This window comes from Nocardioides turkmenicus, assembly GCF_011045035.1.
Taxonomy (GTDB): Bacteria; Actinomycetota; Actinomycetes; order Propionibacteriales; family Nocardioidaceae; genus Nocardioides; species Nocardioides turkmenicus.
The window spans coordinates 18,479-39,881 of the sequence record NZ_JAALAA010000007.1 but is presented as its reverse complement, the minus strand read 5'-3'; the positions used below and the strand labels follow the sequence as shown (position 1 = coordinate 39,881).

19 protein-coding genes and 1 pseudogene are annotated in these 21,403 nt (G+C 70.5%); 6 read left to right on the top strand and 14 right to left on the bottom strand.

The annotated features are described in order from the left end of the window. Positions 1-37 precede the first annotated feature (37 nt). The 3 genes and pseudogenes from G5C66_RS27075 to G5C66_RS09750 form a co-directional block, all read right to left on the bottom strand. Positions 38-229: pseudogene (locus G5C66_RS27075) on the bottom strand (4'-phosphopantetheinyl transferase superfamily protein); the annotation flags it as partial. Between the two features lie 7 nt (positions 230-236). Continuing rightward, positions 237-1,112, bottom strand: a complete 876-nt coding sequence (locus G5C66_RS09755; protein WP_165110766.1) for a hypothetical protein — start codon at positions 1,110-1,112, stop codon at positions 237-239. A gap of 1 nt (position 1,113) precedes the next feature. Next, complete coding sequence (locus tag G5C66_RS09750; RefSeq protein WP_241248388.1) at positions 1,114-2,688, bottom strand: class I adenylate-forming enzyme family protein; 1,575 nt, start codon at positions 2,686-2,688, stop codon at positions 1,114-1,116. A gap of 164 nt (positions 2,689-2,852) precedes the next feature. Here G5C66_RS09750 and G5C66_RS09745 point away from each other — a divergent pair, with 164 nt between their 5' ends. Genes G5C66_RS09745 through G5C66_RS09730 form a run of 4 tightly spaced genes read left to right on the top strand, consistent with a single transcriptional unit; the run spans position 2,853 to position 6,486 of the window. Next, positions 2,853-3,536: a hypothetical protein gene (locus tag G5C66_RS09745; protein WP_165110765.1), complete on the top strand. Its 684-nt coding sequence runs from the start codon at positions 2,853-2,855 to the stop codon at positions 3,534-3,536. 6 nt (positions 3,537-3,542) lie between these two features. Next, on the top strand, positions 3,543-4,787 hold the full coding sequence (locus tag G5C66_RS09740; protein WP_165110764.1) for an MFS transporter: 1,245 nt from the start codon (positions 3,543-3,545) through the stop codon (positions 4,785-4,787). After that, a complete protein-coding gene (locus G5C66_RS09735; protein WP_165110763.1) occupies positions 4,784-5,815 on the top strand; it encodes a TolB-like translocation protein in 1,032 nt (343 codons plus the stop codon). The genes G5C66_RS09740 and G5C66_RS09735 overlap by 4 nt, the downstream gene beginning before the upstream one ends. A 20-nt stretch (positions 5,816-5,835) precedes the next feature. Continuing rightward, on the top strand, positions 5,836-6,486 hold the full coding sequence (locus tag G5C66_RS09730; RefSeq protein WP_206443912.1) for an acyltransferase: 651 nt from the start codon (positions 5,836-5,838) through the stop codon (positions 6,484-6,486). Positions 6,487-6,496: 10 nt separating this feature from the next. Here G5C66_RS09730 and G5C66_RS26765 read toward each other — a convergent pair whose 3' ends face one another. Together G5C66_RS26765 and G5C66_RS26760 are read right to left on the bottom strand one after the other, a co-directional pair. Continuing rightward, positions 6,497-7,183: a LuxR C-terminal-related transcriptional regulator gene (locus G5C66_RS26765; RefSeq protein WP_338144127.1), complete on the bottom strand. Its 687-nt coding sequence runs from the start codon at positions 7,181-7,183 to the stop codon at positions 6,497-6,499. Further along, a complete protein-coding gene (locus tag G5C66_RS26760) occupies positions 7,170-7,910 on the bottom strand; it encodes an ATP-binding protein (protein WP_165110762.1) in 741 nt (246 codons plus the stop codon). The genes G5C66_RS26765 and G5C66_RS26760 overlap by 14 nt, the downstream gene beginning before the upstream one ends. A 244-nt stretch (positions 7,911-8,154) precedes the next feature. Between G5C66_RS26760 and G5C66_RS26450 the strand changes: the two genes are divergently transcribed. Continuing rightward, complete coding sequence (locus tag G5C66_RS26450) at positions 8,155-9,243, top strand: LCP family glycopolymer transferase (RefSeq protein ID WP_165110761.1); 1,089 nt, start codon at positions 8,155-8,157, stop codon at positions 9,241-9,243. A 37-nt stretch (positions 9,244-9,280) separates the two neighbouring features. On the opposite strand, the gene G5C66_RS09710 is transcribed toward G5C66_RS26450, so the two are convergent. The 7 genes from G5C66_RS09710 to G5C66_RS09680 all read right to left on the bottom strand — a co-directional run bounded on the left by G5C66_RS09710 (position 9,281) and on the right by G5C66_RS09680 (position 17,400). Then, entirely contained in the window at positions 9,281-10,624 is a 1,344-nt protein-coding gene (locus G5C66_RS09710) for an LLM class flavin-dependent oxidoreductase (protein WP_165110760.1), read from the bottom strand. After that, the gene (locus tag G5C66_RS09705) at positions 10,624-11,403 is read right to left on the bottom strand and encodes an ABC transporter ATP-binding protein (RefSeq protein WP_165110759.1); all 780 of its coding nucleotides are present in this window, start codon (positions 11,401-11,403) and stop codon (positions 10,624-10,626) included. The genes G5C66_RS09710 and G5C66_RS09705 overlap by 1 nt, the downstream gene beginning before the upstream one ends. After that, positions 11,376-12,227: an ABC transporter permease gene (locus G5C66_RS09700; RefSeq protein ID WP_165110758.1), complete on the bottom strand. Its 852-nt coding sequence runs from the start codon at positions 12,225-12,227 to the stop codon at positions 11,376-11,378. Before G5C66_RS09700 ends, G5C66_RS09705 begins: the two co-directional genes overlap by 28 nt. Beyond that, on the bottom strand, positions 12,227-13,288 hold the full coding sequence (locus G5C66_RS09695; RefSeq protein ID WP_165110757.1) for an ABC transporter substrate-binding protein: 1,062 nt from the start codon (positions 13,286-13,288) through the stop codon (positions 12,227-12,229). The genes G5C66_RS09700 and G5C66_RS09695 overlap by 1 nt, the downstream gene beginning before the upstream one ends. 83 nt (positions 13,289-13,371) lie before the next feature. After that, positions 13,372-14,529, bottom strand: coding sequence for an Rv3169 family protein (locus G5C66_RS09690; RefSeq protein ID WP_165110756.1), 1,158 nt, complete (start codon positions 14,527-14,529; stop codon positions 13,372-13,374). Beyond that, positions 14,526-15,674, bottom strand: a complete 1,149-nt coding sequence (locus G5C66_RS09685) for a phosphotransferase family protein (RefSeq protein ID WP_338144126.1) — start codon at positions 15,672-15,674, stop codon at positions 14,526-14,528. The genes G5C66_RS09690 and G5C66_RS09685 overlap by 4 nt, the downstream gene beginning before the upstream one ends. Before the next feature lie 73 nt (positions 15,675-15,747). Then, the gene (locus G5C66_RS09680; protein ID WP_165110755.1) at positions 15,748-17,400 is read right to left on the bottom strand and encodes an enoyl-CoA hydratase-related protein; all 1,653 of its coding nucleotides are present in this window, start codon (positions 17,398-17,400) and stop codon (positions 15,748-15,750) included. A gap of 228 nt (positions 17,401-17,628) precedes the next feature. Between G5C66_RS09680 and G5C66_RS09675 the strand changes: the two genes are divergently transcribed. Further along, positions 17,629-18,300 (top strand): GTP pyrophosphokinase, encoded by a 672-nt coding sequence (locus G5C66_RS09675; protein ID WP_165110754.1) that lies wholly within the window; start codon positions 17,629-17,631, stop codon positions 18,298-18,300. 25 nt (positions 18,301-18,325) lie between these two features. On the opposite strand, the gene G5C66_RS09670 is transcribed toward G5C66_RS09675, so the two are convergent. Together G5C66_RS09670 and G5C66_RS09665 are read right to left on the bottom strand one after the other, a co-directional pair. Further along, entirely contained in the window at positions 18,326-20,659 is a 2,334-nt protein-coding gene (locus G5C66_RS09670) for a PQQ-dependent sugar dehydrogenase (RefSeq protein ID WP_165110753.1), read from the bottom strand. A 26-nt stretch (positions 20,660-20,685) separates the two neighbouring features. Continuing rightward, positions 20,686-21,375: a hypothetical protein gene (locus tag G5C66_RS09665; protein WP_165110752.1), complete on the bottom strand. Its 690-nt coding sequence runs from the start codon at positions 21,373-21,375 to the stop codon at positions 20,686-20,688. Positions 21,376-21,403 lie beyond the last annotated feature (28 nt).

Below are 21,403 nucleotides of genomic sequence, written 5' to 3'. Positions count from 1 at the left end.
CCCCGCCACGGCAGCGGCCCGGACCATTCGCCGGACCGAGCGCCTTCCAGACGGCCTCCTTGGCTGCGTACCGCATCGCGAAAGCCGTGGCGGGGGTCGCCGCGGCCATGCACTGGGCGATCTCGGCGTCGGTGAACCACCGCACCGCGAACCCCGACCCACGCATCGCCAGGAGCCGTGCGAAGCGCCTGATGTCGGCGACGTCGACCCCGACCCCCTGCAGACTCATCGGCTTGTCACCGTCCGTCGTCGTGATCCCGTGCGACCGAACTGTTGGCTGCGACCATCGTGAGGAGTTCCGCGGCGACCGCCTCCGAGCCCGCCTCGTTGAGATGACCACGGTCGAACGTCAGGTTCTCGTTGAGGACGTAGTAGACGTTGCCGTCCTGGCTACGTTCCTCGGTACCCGCCGATTCGACGGCGGCGATGTCGACGAGACGGCCGGTCGAGGCGTACTTCTCCCGGATCAACGCGTTGTAGCGCTCCCTGGCGACATTGTCTGCCGGCCCCATGCCGTCGTCGTGCCCGAGCGCCGCCTTGATCTTCGACTCCCAGTTGCGGTCGGCGGTGAGCGGCGCGGTCGTGTAGAGGAAACGTACGTCCGGGTGGGCCTCTTCGACCTCGGCCATCGTCGACACATACGCGTCGAAAACGGCGCGCACATCGCTAGCCGCCGTGATGTCGGCGTAGCAGAGCTTCATCAACGCCACGTCAACGTCTCTCGCGGCCGGGCCGTCCATCACGTCTGCGAACGCCGCGAACTTGCTGCGCGGATCACCGTTGACCCCCAGATGGGCATGTATGAACGTCGCGCCCTCCGCCTCCCCGACGGCGGAGAAATCCGCGAAGACCGGTGCGGGCAGCGAGGCGCCGGCGTACATCCTCCCGACCCCGTCGAGGATGTTCGTCCCCACCGACTGGTGCCCGAAGAACACCTTGGTCTTTCCCACAGCTCGCAGCTCGGCCTCGGATGGCCACACGACCTCGATCGGTTCGTTCACCCCTGGACTCCTCACCAGCCACGTCCCGGCCATTGCGATCACGATGACCAGGACCGCTGCCCAGATGCCGGCCAGAAACCTCACCGATGCGGGGACCGTCCGCTCCGCCATCTCAGCTCACCTTGACGCCACCGACACTGTCGTCGTCGACATCGGTGGCGCCGATGCGCTCCACCGCGCCGGACAGTCCTTCCGCCAACCTCAGGCACATGGCGCGTACCTCCCGCTTGATCACCTTTCCGTTCGCGTCGAGCGGCAGCGCATCGACGATGCGGACGACCTCGGGCACCATGTGCCTTGAAAGATGGTCGCGACAGTGCGCCATGACGTCGGCGACGAGCAGCCCTGAGCCGCGCCGACGGACCACGACCAGCTCGACCCGCTCGCCTGCCGTGTCGTCTGGAAGCCCGACCGCAGCTGCCGCGACGACATCGGGGATGGCGAGTGCCGCGGACTCGACGTCCTGGCTCGAAATCCGATGCTCCCGCGACTTGATGAAGTCCTCGACCCGGTCGACCACGTAGATGTAGCCGTCCTCGTCGACCTTCGCCAGATCCCCGGTACGCAGCATCCCGCCGGGCATCTTGCGGGCCGTGGCCTCCGGGTCGTCGAGGTAGCCGGGCGAGACGTTCGCGCCACCGGCCCAGATCTCGCCGACCTCACCGGGTGCGACGTGCACCCCGTCTCGGTCGAGCACCCGCAGGTCCACACCCGGGATGCCGCGGCCGATCGACCCCGGCCGCCGGGCGAGCTCCTCGGGCGGGAGGTAGGAGAGCCGGGCGGTGGCCTCGGTCGCGCCGTACATCACGAAGACCCGCGCCTGTGGCTGGGCCTGCGCCATCTGCTCGACCAGCGCGGGCGCCAGCCGGCCGCCGGCCTGCTGGATCGTCCGCAACGACGGGATCGCGACCGAGCCGAAGGTGCTGTTGCGCAGCAGCATCCCGAACGTCGACGGTACGCCGGCGAAACCCGTGCAGCGCGCGGACACCATCCGGTCCACCACGGCCTGCGGGAAGACGAACGTCGGCTGGATGACCATCGCGGCGCCGGCGCGCAGATGGGTGTGCAGCAGCGAGAGCCCGAAGACGTACGTGAAGGGCAGCACGACCAGCATCCGGTCCGTCGAGGTGATGTCGAGGTAGCCGAGGATCGAGGTCGTGTTGGCCTGGATGTTGCGATGGGTGAGCCGCACCGCGCGCGGGTCGCCGGTTGTGCCGGACGTGAACATGTAGAGCGCGTCCTGGTCGGGGTCGACGTCGACCGCATCGGGCAGCTCGATCGGCGCCGATCGCGGCTTGGGGACCAGCCGCTCCTTCCGCTCCACGACGACCGGCAGGGTCCGGGGCAGGCTCAGCCGCAGCGCCTCCGCCTGGGCGCGTCCGACCAGCAGGGCGTCCGCACCGACCCACCGCACCCGGGCCACGACCTCCTCGGTCGGAAGCGTGACCGCCAGCGGCACCACGACCAGGCCCATCCGGAGCGCCGCGAGGTAGGCCGAGACCCAGAACAGCCCGTTGGGCGCCATGATCCCGACCGGTGTGCCCGGAGTCAGTCCGAGCACGGAGAGGCGTCCGATGAGCACGGACACGCTGGCTCGCAGTTCCGCGAAGGAGTACTCGCGACCCGCTTCGGCGAGCGCGATCGATTCCTCGGGCGCTAGCTCGAGAAGAAAGTCGGCGGTGTTCAACGTGGCCCGTCCCCCGGGATGCTACGGCCGGGACGGTTCCCGGCCACCGCAACGTCGCACGCCTCGCCTCGACGGACCGCCGCCGGTCGGGCAGGCTGCCTGAAATTGAGTACGCGGCCGTGCCAACGCTCGCGACCCGGCTCCGCTGCGCGTCGACTGGTCCCGTGAACCTCAAGCGCCTCGCCCTCCTCGTGCTGCTCGGCGTGCTCGTCGGCGTCACGATCTTCTGGGTGCCCGGCCGCTTCGCGGACTCCTCGTCCGGCGAGGACGGCGGGAGCCTGACGGGCGCCTCGGCGTCCCGGTCGGGCTCGCCGAGGGCCGACGCGAGCACCGAGCCCGGGTCTTCCGCCTCAGGGTCGGGATCGGGCTCGGGGCCGGGCCGGAAGTCGGACCCCGAGCCCGCGACCGAGGCGCTGCCCGAGGCGGCCTCGACCCCGTCCGAGTCGGGTCTTCCGGGGCTCACCGAGAAGCCGCGCACCAAGGCGGCGGCGCTGGTCTCGGACCCGCTGCCGAAGCAGGCGGTCCGCAAGGGTGCCCTGGTGGCCGGCTACCCGACCGCCCTCGCGGCGCCGGCACGCACCACCGTCGACGTCTCCAGCGTCTCGCCCAGCAAGGGCGCGCTCCAGGTGGCGCTGACCGCGAGCTGCCGGCGACCCTGTGACGTACTCCGCCATTACCGGACCCGCCTCGCGCAGCACGGGTTCGAGGAGGTCGGCACCACCTCGGTCGAGAACGCTCCGGCGATGTCGCTGCAGCGCGGCGAGGAGTCGGTCAGCGTCACGGTCACCCGCACCGGCAGCCGCACGGTCGACTTCAGCCTCTACTCCGTCCTCCGCACGAAGACCTGAGCGCCGGTGTACCTCTCTCTCAGCGACCGACCCGCCACCAGCACCGGTGCCGAGCCGCGGCGTTCCGGCGGGCGGGTCTCCCGCACGGTCGTCACCCTCGGCATCGTCAGCCTGCTCACCGACATCTCCTCGGAGTCGGTCGCGGCCATCCTGCCGCTCTACCTGACCGCGGTGGTGGGGCTCTCGCCGGTGGCGTACGGGCTCATCGACGGGCTCTACCAGGGCGTCTCCTCGCTGGTGCGGATCGCGGCCGGCTGGGCCGCCGACCGCACCGACCGGCCGCAGCCGGTGGCGCTGGCGGGCTACGCGATGAGCGCCGTCGCGCGGCTCGGGCTGATCTTCGCCGGCGGCTTCGGCACGATCTCGGCGGCGATCTCGCTGGACCGGGTCGGCAAGGGCGTACGCACCGCCCCGCGTGACGCGATGATCGCCGCCTCCAGCGACCCCGCGCACCTCGGCCGCAGCTTCGGCGTCCACCGGGCGCTGGACACGATCGGGGCGACCCTCGGGCCGCTGCTCGCCTTCGTGATCCTGTGGCGGATCGCCGACGGCTACGACACCGTCCTGGTCGTCTCGCTCGGCTTCGCCGTCCTCGGGGTGGCCACGATGGCCTTCTTCGTCCCGTTCCGCACCGGGGCCGTCCGCCGGGTCGTCTCCGGCCGCGCCGCACGCCCGAAGGTGCCGTGGCGCGCCGCCCTCACCCCGGGCCTCCTCCGCCTGACCGGCGTGTCCGGCGTACTCGCCCTGCTCACCGTCGGCGACGGCTTCGTCTACCTGGCGCTGCTGGAGACCGGCGGCTTCGCAGCGCAGTGGTTCCCGGTCCTCTACGTCGGCACCAACCTCGCCTACCTCGCTCTCGCCGTGCCGATGGGCCGGCTCGCGGACCGCGTCGGACGGGTCCGGGTCCTCGTGCTCGGCCACCTGCCGCTCGCGGCGGCCTACCTGTGCGCCGCGACCGGCTCCGGCGCGCTCTGGACGACGTGCGCCGCGGTGCTCCTCCTCGGCGTCTTCTACGCCGCGACCGACGGCACCCTGGCCGCCGTGGCCGGACAACTGGTCCCCGAGACCGTACGCGCCAGCGGCATCGCCACCGCCCAGACCGCGGTCGCGCTCGCCCGGCTCGTGGCGGCCACCGGCTTCGGCCTGCTCTGGTACGCCGTCGGCCCCCGGGTCGCGATGCTCGCCGTCTGCGCGGTGCTGGTCACCGCGATCCCGGCCGGCCTCGCCGTGCTACGGAGGGCGGCACGGTGAGGACGGCCTGGGCCAAGCAGCGCACGGCCGTCTTCGGTGCCGTCGTCGTGCTCGTCACGGCGGGCATGACGGCGTACGCCCTCTCGGCGATCGCCGAGAACGACCGGCGTACGTCGAAGGCGACCGACGCGACGACCACCTCCATGACGCGGGTCGAGCAGGGGCCCCGGATCCTCTTCCGGCACACCGGGCGCGACGCCGACTACGGCCACGTCGGCGCGGTGTCCCTGTCCGACCCCGGTGGGGCCCGGGCGCTGACCGACCTGAGCTGCGACCGGGTCCACGCGCGGGCCGGCTCGGTGTCGTGCCTGGCCACCGAGCGCGGCGTGGTCAGCCGCTACCGGGCGACCGACCTGGCCACCTCGTCCCCGGGCAAGGCCTGGCGCGAGGTCGACGGGATCGACCTGCCCGGCCTGCCGAGCCGCACGCGGATCTCGCCCGACGGGAAGCTGGTCTCCTCGACGGTGTTCGTCAACGGCGACTCCTACATGGTCAGCGGGTTCTCGACGCGCACGGTCATCCGCCGGATCGGCGGGGCGAGCTACGGGAACCTGGAGAAGTTCAGGCTCGTCATCGACGGCCGCCGGGTCGCCCCCGTCGACCGCAACATCTGGGGCGTCACCTTCGCCGACGACGACCGCACCTTCTACGCCACCGTCGCCACCGGCGGACGGACCTACCTCGCCCGGGGCGACCTCGCCGCACGCTCCCTGACCACGGTCGCCGACCACGTCGAGTGCCCCTCGCTCTCCCCCGACGGCACCCGGATCGCCTTCAAGGAGGCGGTCGATGACGGGACCCGCTGGACGCCCGCCGTCCTCGATCTCGCCACGGGCGAGCGCACCGTGCTCACCGGCGAGACGCACAGCATCGACGACCAGATCGAGTGGCTCGACGACGACACCGTCCTCTACGGCCTGGCCCGTGAGGACGAACCGGTCAGCGACGTCTGGGCCCTCGACACCTCGGCCACCGCGACCCCGCGCGTGCTGATCCCGGAGGCGTCCTCGCCTGCGGTCCTCCCCTGATCGAACCAAGGACGGAACCGATGACCGAACCCACGACGGAACCCAGGACCGAACCCAGGATCGAGCCCAGGATCGAGCCCAGGATCGAGCCCAGCGCCGACGTCGACGACCGTGCCGTGATCGGCGCCGGGACCCTCGTCTGGCACCTGGCCCAGGTGCGCGAGCACGCCAGGGTCGGCAGCGAGTGCATCATCGGCCGGGGAGCGTACGTCGGTCCCGGGGTCGTGGTGGGAGACCGCTGCAAGATCCAGAACCATGCGCTGGTCTACGAGCCGGCGGTGCTCGAGGACGGTGCGTTCGTCGGGCCCGCGGTCGTGTTCACCAACGACTACCTGCCCCGCGCCGTCAACCCCGACGGGACTCTCAAGGACGGCGACGACTGGGACGCCGTCGGCGTCACCGTACGCACCGGCGCCAGCATCGGCGCCCGCGCCGTCTGCGTCGCGCCGGTAACGATCGGGGCCTGGGCGATGGTCGCGGCGGGCGCCGTGGTCACCCGTGACGTACCCGACCATGCGCTCGTCGTCGGGGTCCCGGCGCGGCGGGTCGGCTGGGTCGGTCACGCGGGCACGCCGCTGGTCGCCGAGGGCGATACTTGGCTGTGCCCGACGACCGGCAGGCGCTACCGCCTGCGCGGCGCGAGCGACGACGACGGCCTGGTCGCCCTCTGAGGGACGCGGATCAGGCGGCCCGCCACTCGGCCTTGTGGGCGAGGCTGACCGCGGCGATCTGCGAGGAGACGCCGAGCTTGGCGAGGATCGACTTCACCTGCGTACGCACGGTCGCCTCGGAGACGACGCGGAGCTTGGCGATCTCACCGACGGTGAGGCCGTCCATCAGGTGCTCGAGCACCTGCGACTCCCGCCGGGAGAGCTGCGCGAGCCGACGACGCGTCTCGATGATGTCCTGCTCCTGCCCCACCCAGGCCCGGATCAGGCGCTCACGCTCGTCGACGTCGAGCACGCTGTGGCCGTAGTTGAGTCTGCGTACGGTGCCCAGGATCTCGCCCAGCGGCACCGTCTTGGGCAGCACCGTCCGGGCTCCGACGTGCAGGGCGTGGCCCCACCGGGCCTGGTCGGTCGAACCCGTCACCACGACGACGTCGGTCCCCGTCCGGGCGAGCGGGGCGATGAGGCGTGTGCCCGAGCCGTGCTTCCCCAGGTCGAGGTCGAGGAGCACGATGCGCGGCTGGGAGCGCATGATCAGCGAGGTGAGCTTGGCCTCCGAGGACGGTTCGCTGTGCGGATCCTGGGGCAGGTCGACGCGGTGGGCGTCGTAGCCCTCGAAGGTCAGCGCCAGCTCGAGCGACTCCGCGAACAGGGTGTGGTCCTCGACGATGACCACCTTCACCCGTTTACGCGGCGACACCACTGCGGCCTCCGCGGCTCGGTCTGTCGTGGTCGTCGGCCCATTCGTCGGCACAGCCGAGCATCGGGATGCCGAGGACGAAGGTGGTGTGCTCTCCGGTCTCGAGCTCGAGGTAGCCGCCCTGACGCTCCATCAGGTCGCGCGCGGCGTGGAGGCCGATGCCCTGACCCGTGGATCCCGGGCGGCTGACGCCTCGGGCGAAGATCCGGCGGCGCAGCTCCGGCGCGACGCCGGGCCCGTCATCGGTCACCGCGATCTCGACCGAGGTGTCTCCTGGTCCGGCGGCACGCACCTCGATCCGGACCGATCCGCTGCCGTGGTCGGCGGCGTTGTCGAGGAGCACGTTGAGGGCCTCGGTCACCTGGTCGGAGTCGCCCAGGGCCAGCATCCGGCTGGGGCGCCACTCGACGACCGTGCCCTTGGCCTGGTGGGCGAGAACCATGGTGGCCACCACCGCGTCGAGGTCGATCACCTCGGCACGCATGTCGTAGACACGCGGCTCCATTGCTGCCGTCGTCGCGGCCTCCTGATGCCGGCGGACCATCCGCTCGAGCCGCTCCAGCTCGCTCTGCACCATCGCCGCCATCGCGGCGCGCCGCTCCTCGTCGATCTCGCCGGTCCGGGTCGGCGAGTGGAGCAGCGTGGTCGCCGCCCGGATCCCGGCCAGCACGGAGGCAGCCTCGTGCAACCGGGCTCGCTCGTCCGAACCGACTCTTGACTTCGACACAGCTCTCCCCTGGTCATCCTCGAGACTGCGCCCTCCCAAGACACAGCCAGGCGGCTGGAAACACGCGGAGACCCCGAACTCCGACACGATCAGCGCCGTACAGCAAAGTGACTTTACTCAGACACCTCGCACGACGTATTGCCTCCCTATTTTTGGTTACCAGCCGTTACCGAGCGGTGCCTGAAATTGAGGAATGGCGAGCATCTGGACCCCGCCGTCGCGACCTTCCGGGTCACATACTCGGGTGGCTCTCCTCGATCACCCGCCCGTGCCGCCGCAGTCGGACCCCTCGGGTGAGACCCCCGTGCGCGGATGGCGCCGTGCCCGCAAGCCCCTGATCGGGCTGCTGGTGTGCGTCCTCCTGCTCTGCGCGGCAGGCCTGACCGGGGCGCTGTGGCTCCGAGCGAAGGTGGAGGGAAACATCCAGCGCCTGCCCGACACGTTCGCCGGGCTCACCGACCGCCCCGCCAAACCCACCTCCGGGTCGGCCGCGGACGCGGTGAACATCCTCGTCCTCGGCACCGACACCCGCTCCGACGCACCCACCACCGGCGCCGAAGCACCCGGCTGGGAGCCGGGTCAGGCCCGCTCGGACACGATGCTGCTCGTACATCTCGACTGCGACCGCCGCTCCGCCTCGGTCATCTCGATCCCCCGCGACGCCTGGGTCGACATCCCCGGGCACGGCAAGGGCAAGGTCAACTGGGCCTACTCCTTCGGCGGCCCCAACCTCACCGTCGAGACCGTCGAGCAGATGACGGACGTACGCATCGACCACCTCGCCGTCATCGACTGGGACGGCTTCAAGGCACTCACCGACGCCGTCGGCGGCGTCGACATCGACATCCCGAAGACCGTCTACGACTCGGCCCGGGGCGTCCGCTGGGAAGCCGGCCGCCACCACCTCGACGGCGAGCAGGCACTGCTCTACGTACGCCAGCGCTACGGCCTCCAGGACGGCGACCTCGACCGCGTCGCCCGTCAGCAGGCCTTCCTCCGCACGCTCCTCAAGCAGACGCTCAACCAGGAGCTGCGCAAGAACCCCGACCAGGTCCTCGACCTCCTCGAGCTCTTCTCGAAGCACGCCTCCGTCGACGACGACTGGTCGACCACCCAGATGGCCAGGCTCGCCGCCTCCCTCCGCAACCTCCGCACCGACGACATCAGCTACCTCACCGTCCCCACCGACGGCACCGGCATGGTGGGCGACCAGTCCGTCGTACGCCTCGACCCCTCCCGCGACCGCGACCTGTGGCGCGCGGTCCGCGAGGATCGGGTGGCCGACTGGGTCGACGAGAACGAGGATCTGATGACGCCCGACGTCGTGCGTTGACCCCGAACAGACCAGTCGCCGAGTCGGCGAGGTCTGGTCAGGCGACGACCTCCTCGGCGACCGCATCGAGCCGGTTGGCCGGGCGCGGGAGACCGTAGTGGTCGCGGAGGGTGGTGCCCGAGTACTCGGTCCGGAACAGCCCTCGCTCCTGCAGGATCGGGACGACCGCGGAGGCGAAGGCCTCGAGCCCCGAGGGCAGGACGGCGGGCATGATGTTGAACCCGTCAGCAGCCCCGTTCTCGAAGTAGTGCTGGATCGTGTCGGCCACCTGGAGAGGTGTCCCGGCGAACGTGCGGTGGCCGCGACCACCACCGAGCTTCCCGATCAGCTCGCGCACGGTGAGCCGGTCCCGCCGAGCCCAGTCGACGATGAGCGTGTAGCGACTCTTGGCACCCTCGATCTCGTCCTCGGTCGCGATGTCGGCCGGCAGCTGCTCATCGAGACGGAGCCGCGCGGGATCCACCTGCAGGAGCTGGGCCAGCTGGGCGACGGCGTACTCCGGGGCGATCAGCCGGTCGAGCTCGGCCTCCAGCTCACGTGCCTCGGCTTCGGTCTCGCCCAGGATCGGGACGATCCCGGGCAGGACGAGCACGTGGTCGGGATCGCGCCCGGCCGCGACGACCCGGCGCTTGATGTCGGCGTAGAACGCCTGGCTCTCCGCGAAGGTCGGCTGGGCGGTGAAGATGGCCTCGGCCCATCGGGCGGCGAACTCCTTGCCGTCGTCGGAGGAGCCCGCCTGGACCAGCAGCGGGTGACCCTGCGGCGGCCGGGCCAGGTTGAGCGGTCCCTCCACCGAGAAGTGCGTCCCGACATGGGAGATCGGCCGGATCCGGTCGCCGACCGCGTGCACCCCGGCGTCCTTGTCGGCCACGATCGCGTCGTCGGCCCAGCTGTCCCACAGCTTCGTGGCCACCTCGAGGAACTCCGAGGCTCGCTCGTAGCGGGTCTTGTGCAGCGGCTGCCCCTCCAGCCCGAAGTTGCGCGCCGCCGCGTCCCCTGCGGTGGTGACGATGTTCCACCCCGCGCGCCCGCTAGAGATGTGGTCGACGGAGGCCAGCCGCCGGGCGAGATTGAAGGGCTCGTTGTACGACGTCGAGGCCGTCGCGATCAGGCCGATGCGCTGGGTGGAGACCGCCAGCGCGGACAGCAGCACGGTCGGCTCGATCCGCGCCGACGGCCGCCGCCCCGGCTCGCCGAACATGGCCGGCGAGTCGGCCAGGAACAGCGAGTCGAACTTGGCCTCCTCCGCCACCCGCGCCAGGTGCTGGTGCGCGGCGAGCGAGAGGTTGGCGTGCGGGTCCGAGCCCGGCAGCCGCCACGACGCCTCGTGGTGGCCGGTGTCGAGCAGGAACAGGTTGAGGTGGAGCTGTCGCGCCCCCATCAGGCCACCTCCTCCTCGACCGAGTCGGCCGAGTCGGCCGAGTCGGCCGAGTCGACCACGCCGAGCTCGGCCAGCAGCTGAGCCCGCAGCGAGGCGAACCGCGGGTCGCCCGGGCTCCGCTTCGACCCCAGATCGATCCGGATGTCGGAGCCGACGACACCGTCGACGAGCACGATCACCCGGTCGGCGAGCGCGATCGCCTCGTCGACGTCGTGGGTGACCAGCAGGATCGCGGGGTTGTGGGCGGCGTACAGCTTCTTGAGCAGCTTGTGCATCTTGATCCGCGTCAGCGCGTCCAGGGCACCGAACGGCTCGTCGGCGAGGAGCAGCTGCGGGTCCCGCACCAGCGATCGCGCCAGCGCGGCGCGCTGCTGCTCGCCGCCGGAGAGGTGGTGCGGCCAGGCCTGGTCGCGGCCCTCGAGACCGACCTCGGAGAGTGCCTCGAAACCACGCGTCCGCGCATCCGAGCCACCCAGCCCCAGGATCACGTTGTCCAGCACCCGCCGCCACGGCAGCAGCCGGGAGTCCTGGAAGACCACCGAGACCCGCTCGGGCACCTCGACGACCCCGGACCCCGCGACCGCGCGGTCGAGGCCGGCCAGCGCCCGCAGCAGCGTGGACTTCCCCGATCCCGAGCGCCCGATCAGCGCCACGAACTCCCCGGCCTCGATGGTGAGGTCGAGCCCGTTGAGCACGCCGCCTGCCTCGGAGAAGCTGCGGTGCAGCCCCTCGACACGTACGGCGGTCTCCTTCAGTGACTCTCCAGCGTGCGTCGCCATGCCAGTGCCTTCCTCTCGATGAAGCGGACGATGCCGTCGGCGACCAGGCCCAGCAGGGCGTAGACGACCAGGCCGACGACGATGATCTCGGTCTGGCCGTAGCTCGACGCGAGGGTGATCATGTGGCCGATGCCGCTGGTCGCGTTGACCTGCTCGACGACCACCAGGGACAGCAGCGCGTTGAGCACCGCGAACCGCAGCCCGAGCAGGAACCCCGGCGTCGCGCCCGGCAGCACCACGTGCCGGACGAACGCACCGCGCCGCAGGCTGACCGTCTCGGCCAGCTCGGCGTAGCGGCTGTCGATCCCGCGCAGCCCGTTGTGGGTGTGGATGTAGATCGGGATGAGTACGCCGAGGGCGATCGTGATCACCTTCATCGGTTCCCCGATCCCCAGCCACAGGATCAGCAGCGGCATCAGCGCCAGGCTCGGGATGGCCCGCTTGACCTGCACCGGCCCGTCGATCAGCGCCTCACCGACCCGGCTGAGCCCGGAGACCAGGGCCAGCACCAGCCCGACGCCGACCCCGATGACCAGCCCGAGCGCGGCCCGGTAGGCCGAGGTGGCGAGCGCCTCGGGAAGCCGGCCGTCGGCGATCAGTCGCTGAGCGGTCTCGACCACCACCCACGGCTCGGACAGGGTCCGGGGGTCCAGCACCCCCGTCGCGGAGGCGACGATCCACAGCACCAGGAGCAGGACCGGCCCGATCCACAGCGTGCCGGGGATCCGCGGCCCGGGGCCGAGCCGGCGGCGTACGACCCGCTCGTCGGTGACCTTCTCGGAGACGACGCCGACGACCGGCGCCTCGACGGCGGTGGTGGCCATCACTGCCCCTCCTTCACGGCGTCGGCGATGACCTTCTCGTAGCGGCGGTCGTAGAGCTCGGTGACGTCCAGCTCAGGGTGGTCCTGCTCCTTCGAGAGGATGTCGGCGGTCTCCTGGTGGCGCTTGATGAACTCGTCCCAGCCCTCCGGGATGATGGTCTGGCCGGAGGTCTCGAAGACCTTCTTGCCGTCCTCGAAGGTCAGCCCCTCGTGGTCGACGTAGTAGGCCTGGATCCACTCGTCAGGGTGCTCGTCGACCCACTTCTCGGACTTGACCCACAGCCTGAGGAAGTCCTTGAACGCGGCCGCCTTGCCGGCGTCCTCGAAGGTCTCCTCCGGGCCGTAGATCAGCGTCGAGTCGTCACGGATGCCGGTCCGGATCGAGGTGGCGCCGTCGCGGCCGTACTTGGCGATGTAGGAGGCCAGCTGGGTCCCACCCAGCGGAGCGACGTCGACCTGGTTGGACGCCAGCGCGTTCGAGTAGGTGTCGTCGACGCTCTGGATCTCGACGAGCTCGACGTCGTCCTGGGTGAGCCCGGCCGCCTCGAGCGTCTTGAGGATGAGGGCACCCTGCGCCTGGCCGGGCGAGTAGGCGATCTTCTTGCCCTTCAGGTCATGCAGCGTCTCGACCTTCGACTTCGGTGCGATGCCGAGCTCGTAGATCGGGTTGTCGAGCGGGTCCGGGTTCTCGGTGACCGCGACGATCTTGACCGGCGTGTCGGTCCAGGTGGCGAACAACGGCGGGATGTCGGCGACGTAGCTCGCGTCCAGGGCGTCGGCACGGAACGCCTCGATGCTCTTCGGGCCACCGGAGATGTTGGCCCACTCGATCTCGTAGCCCTCGACCTCGTCGATCAGGCCGGACGCCTTCAGCGCGACCTCGATCGGCGGGAGCCCGAGGCGCAGCACGGTCCCCTCCGGGACCTGGTCGGGGAGCGCCGCGTCGGCGGCGAGCTTGGAGGCATCGGTCGCATCGGCGCCGCCGCACGCCGACATTCCCAGGAGCACGGTCGTGAGCACGGCGGCGATGGCGGTCAGGCGCGGTGGGGTGGGGCGGATCATGGCTCTCCTCTGGTCGGTCCGTTCAAACCAGAGTAAGTCACTAGATTTTAGTCATAAATCCTTGTTCGGATCCTGAGACCGCGTCAGACGCGGTCGAGCCAGTCGGTGAAGCCGGAGGGGTCGTGGCGGCCGAGGATCCCGTGCTCGAACAGCCCCCAGCCCTCGACGCCATCGGCCCCAGGGCCGCGGGCGACCGCCCGCCCGACGTGGTCGATCACCCCGAACGGCACCCGCCCGGCGACCTCCGGCGCCTTCATGTCGTAGGTCAGCCGTTCGCTGAACCCCGCGCCCCTCCAGACCCCGTGCGACCAGTCGGAATCCCCGCCGTAGCCGCCGCCGACGTGGATCGGCACCCCCAGCAGCGAGGAGACCTCGAGCACGAGCCGCTCCCCTGCCGGCGTCGTGCAGGTGATCGTCGCGCCCTCCGGGATCCGCGTCCCCTCCCGGTAGTGGATCCGTACGTGCGGCCAACCGAGCTGCTCGACCCGACCATCGGCGAACACCCGTGTGCAGTCGTTGAGGGTGCGGTAGCCGTCCGGGGTCTCCTGGACGATCAGCACGACGGCGAACTCCTCGAACCGCAACGGCAGGTAGAGCCACCACATCCCCTCGAAGCCGGGGTCGGCCGGCCTGCCCGGCGGCGCCCCTTCTCCCGAGGGGCGGATCCCCCACGACCGGTCCCGGGTGCCGACCCAGCGGTCGGGGTCGACGACGATCGTCTCGCCGTCGACCTCGATCACCCCCTCCCAGGTCCCGACCTGCGCGAACCGCTGCGCGTCGAGCACGGTCGAAGCGCCCTGGCGCATCACGTGCGGCTGCTCCTGCACCACGTCGAACGAGCCGTTCCACCGCAGGTCCAGCGCGATCCCGTGCGTCTCCTCCATCACCAGCCGCAGTCTCCGCAGCGGCTCGACGACCTCGATCCGGTACGCCCCGACCCGCTGTTCCATCCGGTCACCGCCCCGCGGGTCGGCGCCGTCGCCCAGGTGCACGGCGGTCTGCTCGTCGCCACGGCGGAGCAGGACGTACGCGTCCTTGGTGCCGAGGTTGGGGTAGAACCCCATCCCGGTGACGAGGAAGAGGTCGCCGGTGCGGTCGTGGGCGTTGAGGTAGCAACGGTCGTAGAAGTTGCGGTCGCTGCTCCCCGCCCAGGCGACGGGCCGCGGGAGCTGGTGGATCGGGTACTCGTCGAGCGGACCGATCCCGACATACTCCCCATGCGCCCCAGGAGTCCCGCTCACGCGCCGACCTCGTCCAGCATCGCCTCGAACATCGCCCGGTGGTAGAGCGCCGACTCCGGATCCTCGGGCGCCTCGATCTCGCCGAAGTGGATCTGCCGGGCAGCGATCCGCAGATAGATCACGCCCCACATCACCGCCGCGTGGATCTCGTGCCAGGTCAGGTCACCGAGCTCGACCCCGGTCGCCGCAACATAAGCGTCGCGAACCTCGGCGGCGGTGAGGAAGTCCGGCATCCCCGGCAGGCCCAGCATCGCCGCCAGGTCCTCGAAGATCCGGTGGGCGAAGATCATCCAGGTCACGTCCATCTCGCGCGGCCCGAGGGTGACCATCTCCCAGTCGAGGACGGCGACCGGCGCGAAGTCGCGGTAGATGATGTTGCCGATCCGCGCGTCGCCCCAGCACAGGACCGGCTCGCCGACGTCGTCGGGGAGGTTGGCCTCGAGCCAGGCCAGACCGCGCTCGACCAGCGGCGAGCGGCCGCTCCACTCCTCGGCGGAGGAGGCGAAGGCGTACCAGGCTCGGGTCTTGGCCAGGTTGCGGGCGATCAGCGTCTCCCCGCCATGGCCCGCCAGCGCAGGGTCGAGGAAGCCGAACCGCGAGGCGGCGTCGGGGATCCCGTGGAGCCCGGCGAGCACCTCGACCGACCGCTTCTGCAGCGCCGCCTGATCCGCGGCAGAGCCGTCGAAGAGCCAGCTGTCACCGAAGTTGTAGGGCATCACGTCGGGCGGCACGACACCCTCGACCCGCTCCATCAGGAAGAACGGCGTCCCCAGGACCGAGCCGCTCATCTCGGCGAGACCGACCTCCGGCACCGGCACGGAGGACAGCGAGCCGGCGAGACGCATCGCGTCGTACTGCGCCTGCAGGTCATAGGTCGCGAAGACCGGGATGTCCTCGGGGCGGGGCGCCACCCGGAGGACGTACGCCTTCGTCTGCCTCCAGCCGTCCACCGTCGAGGTGACGTCGAGCAGCACGGTCTCGCTGGACATCCCGTTGGCATCGATGCCGCCGAGGATGGCGACCTCGGGATCGGCGTCAGGCGGCAGCGCGGTGGTCAGCCACTGCTCCAGCCTGGCGCCGATCGCCGCGAGGTCGCGGCCCGACTTCTGGAAGGTCATCTCGGGCGGCGGGGGCGCCTGGGTCACGTGCTCCTCCTGATGGCGTGTGAGTCAGATCACACGCCCCAGGTTGGTGGAACACGTTCTAGTCTGTCAATCGTCAGAACCGGATCTTCGACGGCGTCTCGGTCGGCGCAGCCTTGGTGACGAACGCCTTCCGCTTCGCCGCGAACCCGTAGCGGTCGTCGAAGATGTCGCGGGCCATCTCGGCCAGCTCGATGCTCTGGTAGTAGGACATCGGCATCGCGCAGGCCCGGCGCGACTCGCGCGCCGCCAGGGCCGGGACATACGCCTCGGGGTCGGCGTAGCCCTGCGCCAGGTCGCGCAGCCAGCCGTCGAACTCCGCCGCGTCGCGCGGGCCGAGCTCGCTGACCATCTCGATCCGAGCCGCCTCGGCCGCCGAGATCGGCAGCTTCGCGCCGAGCAGCTCGTCGGCCTTCTCAGGCCCGACCCGGCTCGGCAGGCCCCAGGTGTGCAGCTCGGAGCCGAAGATGCCCATGTCGTAGTAGGGGTTCAACACGACACCGGCCCGCGCGACCGTGATGTCGGCACAGAGCCCGGCCATCACACCGCCGGCACCCGCGTTGGCGGTGAACGCGGCGATGGTCAGCTGCTCGGCCTCGGCGATCGCCACGCAGAGTTCGTCGATGGCCCGGATGTTGTCCCAGGCCTCGGCCGCCGGGTCCGGGGCCGCCTCGATCACGCCGAGGTGGATGCCGTTGGAGAAGGCGTGCTCGGTGCCGCGTACGACCAGGACCCGGGTGTCCTCGATGAGCGCCTTGCGGACCGCGTCGGTCATCCGTCGGCACTGCTGGGTGTGCATCGCGCCGCTGTAGGAGCGCAGGGTGAGGTAGCCGATGTCGCCGTCGCGCTCGTAGGTCGTCTCGGCCAGCGCCTCGGGCATCGCCCGGTAGGGCGCGTGGCGGGTGTCGAGCACCCAGGCCGCCGGGAGCTTGGGGCCACGCTTCTTCTCGAGCGTCGCGGCGTAGCCGACCCACAGCGTGCCCTCGCCGGTGGCGATCGCGACCGCGTCGGTGTCGACACCGACCACGGTGCCGGGCTCGGCGCCGTGCTGGTCGGAGGTCGTCGCCGCGTCGAAGAGGCAGTACGTCTTGCCGTCGACGGTCGCCGGGGCACCCGGCGCGCCGTCGGCCGCCGCGATCCGGCGGGCGATCTCGGTCGCCGGCGCGGACCAGTCGATCTCGAAGGCGGTGCGACGCAGCAGCGGCAGCTCGCCGGTGCCCGCGACCTCTGCGGGCCACTCCTCGGCCGGCTTCGGGGCCTCCCCCGCGGCGACCATGCGGAGGACCTCCGCGACACACGCCATCGCCGCATCGGCCACCGGCCCGTTGTAGAGCGCGCTCTTCGCGATCGGGACCTCGGGCATCGGGAACGTCTCGGTCGCCCAGACCGGGCCGGCGTCCATCTCCTCGACGGCGGACAGCGCCGTGACACCCCAGCGGGAGCGCCCGTCGAGCGTGGCGTGGTCGAGCGAGGACGGGCCTCGGTCGCCGATCGGCCCCGGGTGGATCACGACCGTCGGGTAGCTGCCCCAGACCGCCTCCGGCACCCGGTGCTTGAGGAACGGGCACAGGATCAGCTCGGGTCCGATCTCCTCGACGGCCGCCACCAGGGACGCGTCGTCGTGGACCGGCGCCAGCAGGACGCCGACGTCGTGGCCGCCCTCTTTCAGATCGCACCAGACCCGCTGGGTCAGACCGTTGAACGCGGAGACGAGCAGCAGAATGCGCATGTGGGGGAGTTCCTTGTCGTGGTAGCCCGAACAGACCTCTTATCCCCCGAGGGGTATATATCCCCCGAGGGGTGTCACTGTATCGGGCCCACCCGGCCCGTCGCACGCCGGTGTCCAGGAGAGGGACGGAAGGCCTGGTCAGCCAGGGCCGCTCGCCCCGGCCTCCTGGTGGGCACCACGTCGCCGTGTTGTCGGCGCCTGCAAAGATGACTCTGTCAGGAGGGGACGATGACAACAGTCGACGACAACCCGATCAACGGGTTGGTCGATCTCGTCGAGGCAAGCGGCGACGAGATGGCACGCGAGCTGGCCAGGTTCCGGATGCGCTACAAGTTCGCGATGGACGAGGTCTCGACCAAGATCGCGATCCTTCGCGAGGAGTTCGAGCACACCCACGACCACAGCCCGATCGAGCACGTACGCACCCGGCTGAAGTCGCCCGACAGCCTGCTCGCCAAGGCCCGCAAGATCGGTTGCCCGCTCACCCTCGAGGCGCTCGAGCAGCAGATCCGCGACATCGCCGGGATCCGGGTGGTGTGCCCGTTCGTCTCCGACGTCTACTGGATCATGGAGATGCTGGGCAGCCAGTCCGACGTCGACGTGGTCGAGGTCGAGGACTACATCGCCGAGCCGAAGGCCAACGGCTACCGCAGCCTCCACCTGATCATCAAGGTGCCGGTCTACCTCTCCGACCGCGCCGTCGACGTACCGGTCGAGCTGCAGATCCGCACCATCGCGATGGACTTCTGGGCCAGCGTCGAGCACTCGATCTACTACAAGTACGACGGCACCGTCCCCACCACCCTGCGCGACGAGCTCGGCGCCGCCGCCCGCACCGCCGCCGACCTCGACGCCACCATGGCCCGGCTGCGCAGCGAGGTCCACGGCCCGGTCCGATGAACCGGAGCCGTGGACCCCACCGAGGTCAGCGGCTGTTGACGAACCGCTGGTACTGGGCCCGCGCCTCGTCCGGGGTGATCGCCCGGTCGAGGAACATCAGCGAGTCCATCCGGCAGTCGCACGGGTTCCGCTCGACGGTGTCCTGCGGGAACGAGCCACCGACCTTGTAGCCGCGCGGCAACGTGTCCGAGGTGCCGGTGCCGTCGACCTTCCACGGGTCACCGGCCGAGGTGTAGAACCCCTCGACGGCCCTGCCGTTGCGGTAGAGCGCCATCGTCCCCGTGGTGTAGTCGAACGTCGCCGCCAGGTGCACCCACTGCCCACGCGGCAGCAGGGTCTGCCAGTCCGCCGAGGCCGCGAAGGTCTGCGAGGCACCCTCGTCGAGCCGGCGCCCGAGCGCGACCAGGCGCAGGGTGCCGTTGACGTTGATGAGCTCGAGCAGGGCGCGTACGCCGTGGCCGTCGGAGTTGCCCGACAGCACCCCGGCCAGCCCGATGGCGTTGAACCGGTCGGTCGGGTCGGCGGTCACCGAGTTGAGCGCAGGCCCGTCCATGTCGACCTTGAACCAGCCGGCCACGGTGATCTCCTCGGCCCCGGCGAACGGCGCCAGCGACGCGACCCCGTTCTGGTTCCACGACCCCGCCTTCCAGTCGTCGTTGCCGTTGACCTCCGGGTTCAGCTGCTGTGTCTGCAGGGCGTTGTTGCTGGTCGGGTAGGCCGAGTCGGACAGCTGCATCGCGTTGCCGCCGTTGACCTGGTTCAGCAGCGTCCGCGAGAAGCCCTGGTCCTCCTCGCGCGACCCCGGGGCGAAGGGGTGCTCGAAGTCGTAATAGCTGACCAGGTCCTCGCGCAGCGACGGCAGGACCTCGCTCGGCCAGGGCCGGTGCACCGTGTCCACGACCTTCCAGACCTTCCCGTTGGCCTTGGCCAGCAGGTAGAGGTTGCGGCGGGAGTCGGTGCCGAAGCGCAGGTCGACGCGCGGGTGGTCGACGAAGTCCTGCATCGAGAGCCGCTTCCCCGAGGTGTCGAAGAGCTGCATCTGGTGCAGGGTCGCCTCCTTGCTGCTTCCCCGCTTCATCTGCCGGGCGTCGGTCCAGTAGACCTCGCCGTTGACCAGGTCGCCGAAGACGTACTTGCCCTTCAGGTCGTCGAACCGGCCGCGGTAGACGACGCCGCCGCTGACCGCGTGGCCACTGTCGGACGTACAGGAGTAGTTGGCGGGCGGGTCGTGGTCGAAGGAGGCCACCGGGAGCGTGAAGCGAGACATGTCGTAGTCGTCGGGCACCGTGTAGAGGGCACACTCGTCGGTGTTGTCGTAGAGCAGCCGGCCCTCGATCTCGCTCCAGCCCAGGTTGTCCCCGGCCTCGACGTCGTAGACGCCCTCGATCGCGTGCTGGCCGATGTGACCGAGCAGCAGCCGGCCCGTCTCGACGTCCCAGGTGAACCGGTGCGGGTCACGCATGCCGTACGCGAAGATCTCACCGATCGCGCCCTCCCGGTCGACGAACGGGTTGCTGTCCGGGACCCCGTACGCCCCGTTGCGCCCGTCGCGGGCGAGGGGGTCGATCCGCAGGATCTTGCCGAAGGGGTTGGCGAGGTCCTGCGGGTCGTCGCTGCGGACACCGTTGCCGCCGTCGCCGGAGGCGATGTAGAGCAGCCCGTAGTCCTCGTCGCCCGGCTGGGCGGTCGGGTTGAAGTCGATCTGTTGGATGGCGTGGATCTGGCCGGCGAAGTCGATCCGCATCACCTCACGGCTGGTTCCCGCGAAGACGTCCGCGGCCGGGTCGGTGGCGTGCCACTCGGTCACGACGCTGACGGTCCGCCCGGAACCGGGGTTGGTCTGGGACGGGAACGTCGGGGTCTTGGCGAAACCGCCGAAGCGCTCGGTGTGGGTGGTGTAGAAGAGCCCGTTCTCCTCGAAGTCGGGGTGGAACGTGATGAAGCCTGCGCCGCTGCCCAGTCCGGCACCGGACCAGAAGTCGACGAAGTGGTCCCGGAGGTCCAGGTACTCGTGCTGCTGCCCGTTCTCGAGCAGATACATCGGTCCGTTGAGGTCGGGGACGTACATCCGACCCGAGCCGTCGGGGACCTCGCCGATGAAGTTGATGCGGTTGTGACGTACGAGGCGCTGGTCGGTAGGGGTGGGGTAGGGCTCGGTCTTCGGAAGCTGGGTGACCTCCTCGAGCACGAGACCGAGGCTGCTGCGTACGGGCTGCTCGGGGATGGGGTCGGGGACAGGCTCGCTGCCGGGGATGGCGGCGTTCGCTGCGTTGAAGGGGCTGGCAGAGAGCGTGGGGGTGAGCAGCGCGGCGATCATGGCGCCGGCCGCGAGACCACCCCATAGACGTGAGGATCCCATGGGTTGTTCTCTCCTAAACCGAGGGTTCAGCGATGGCGCACGCCCGCGACCGTGACGTCGCGGATGCGCCCGAAGTTGTCGAAGGAACCGAAGCCGAACCGGCCTCCGGCGAAGCTGGTGTCGGTGGCGGTCATCCGCGGCTCGTCCGCGCCGTCGACATAGACCGCGATCGCGCCCGTCCGGGCGTTGTAGTCGAGGCGTACGTCATGCCATTCCGCGTCGGTGATCGACGGCGCGGCGCCGACAGTGCCGTTCCACTGGTGGTCGATCCGCAGCCGGTCGGCGTCGTTGACCACGAAGATGCCGTTGTGGGGGTAGATGGTGTTGTCGGTCGAGAGGTGGGCGTAGTAGAAGCGCGTCGGTGATTGGTAGTTCCAGACCAGGATCACGTCGCGGTTGGTGACCGTGACGGCCTCGTCGATGCGCACCTCGGCGCGATAGGTGAGCGACCCGAGCGCGGGGCCCTGGGTCACGATGGCGTACTCGAACGGGCGCCTGGGGCCCGGCTGCGGCGTCCCCGGCTCGGTCAGGATCACCTGGCCGTCCTCGAAGGCCCACTTCTGGTCGGTCAGCGGATCCCAGTCGGCCAGGCTCGCCCTGGGCTTGACCACGGCAAGTCCGTGGCCGTCGGGTGCGTGCGCCTGGGCTCCGGCGAGCGGAGCGGCCAGGGCGACGGCGAGGGCGATCACACCGGCGCGTACGCCTCGCCCCACCATTCGGTTCAGCGTCGATCTCCTGTTCCAT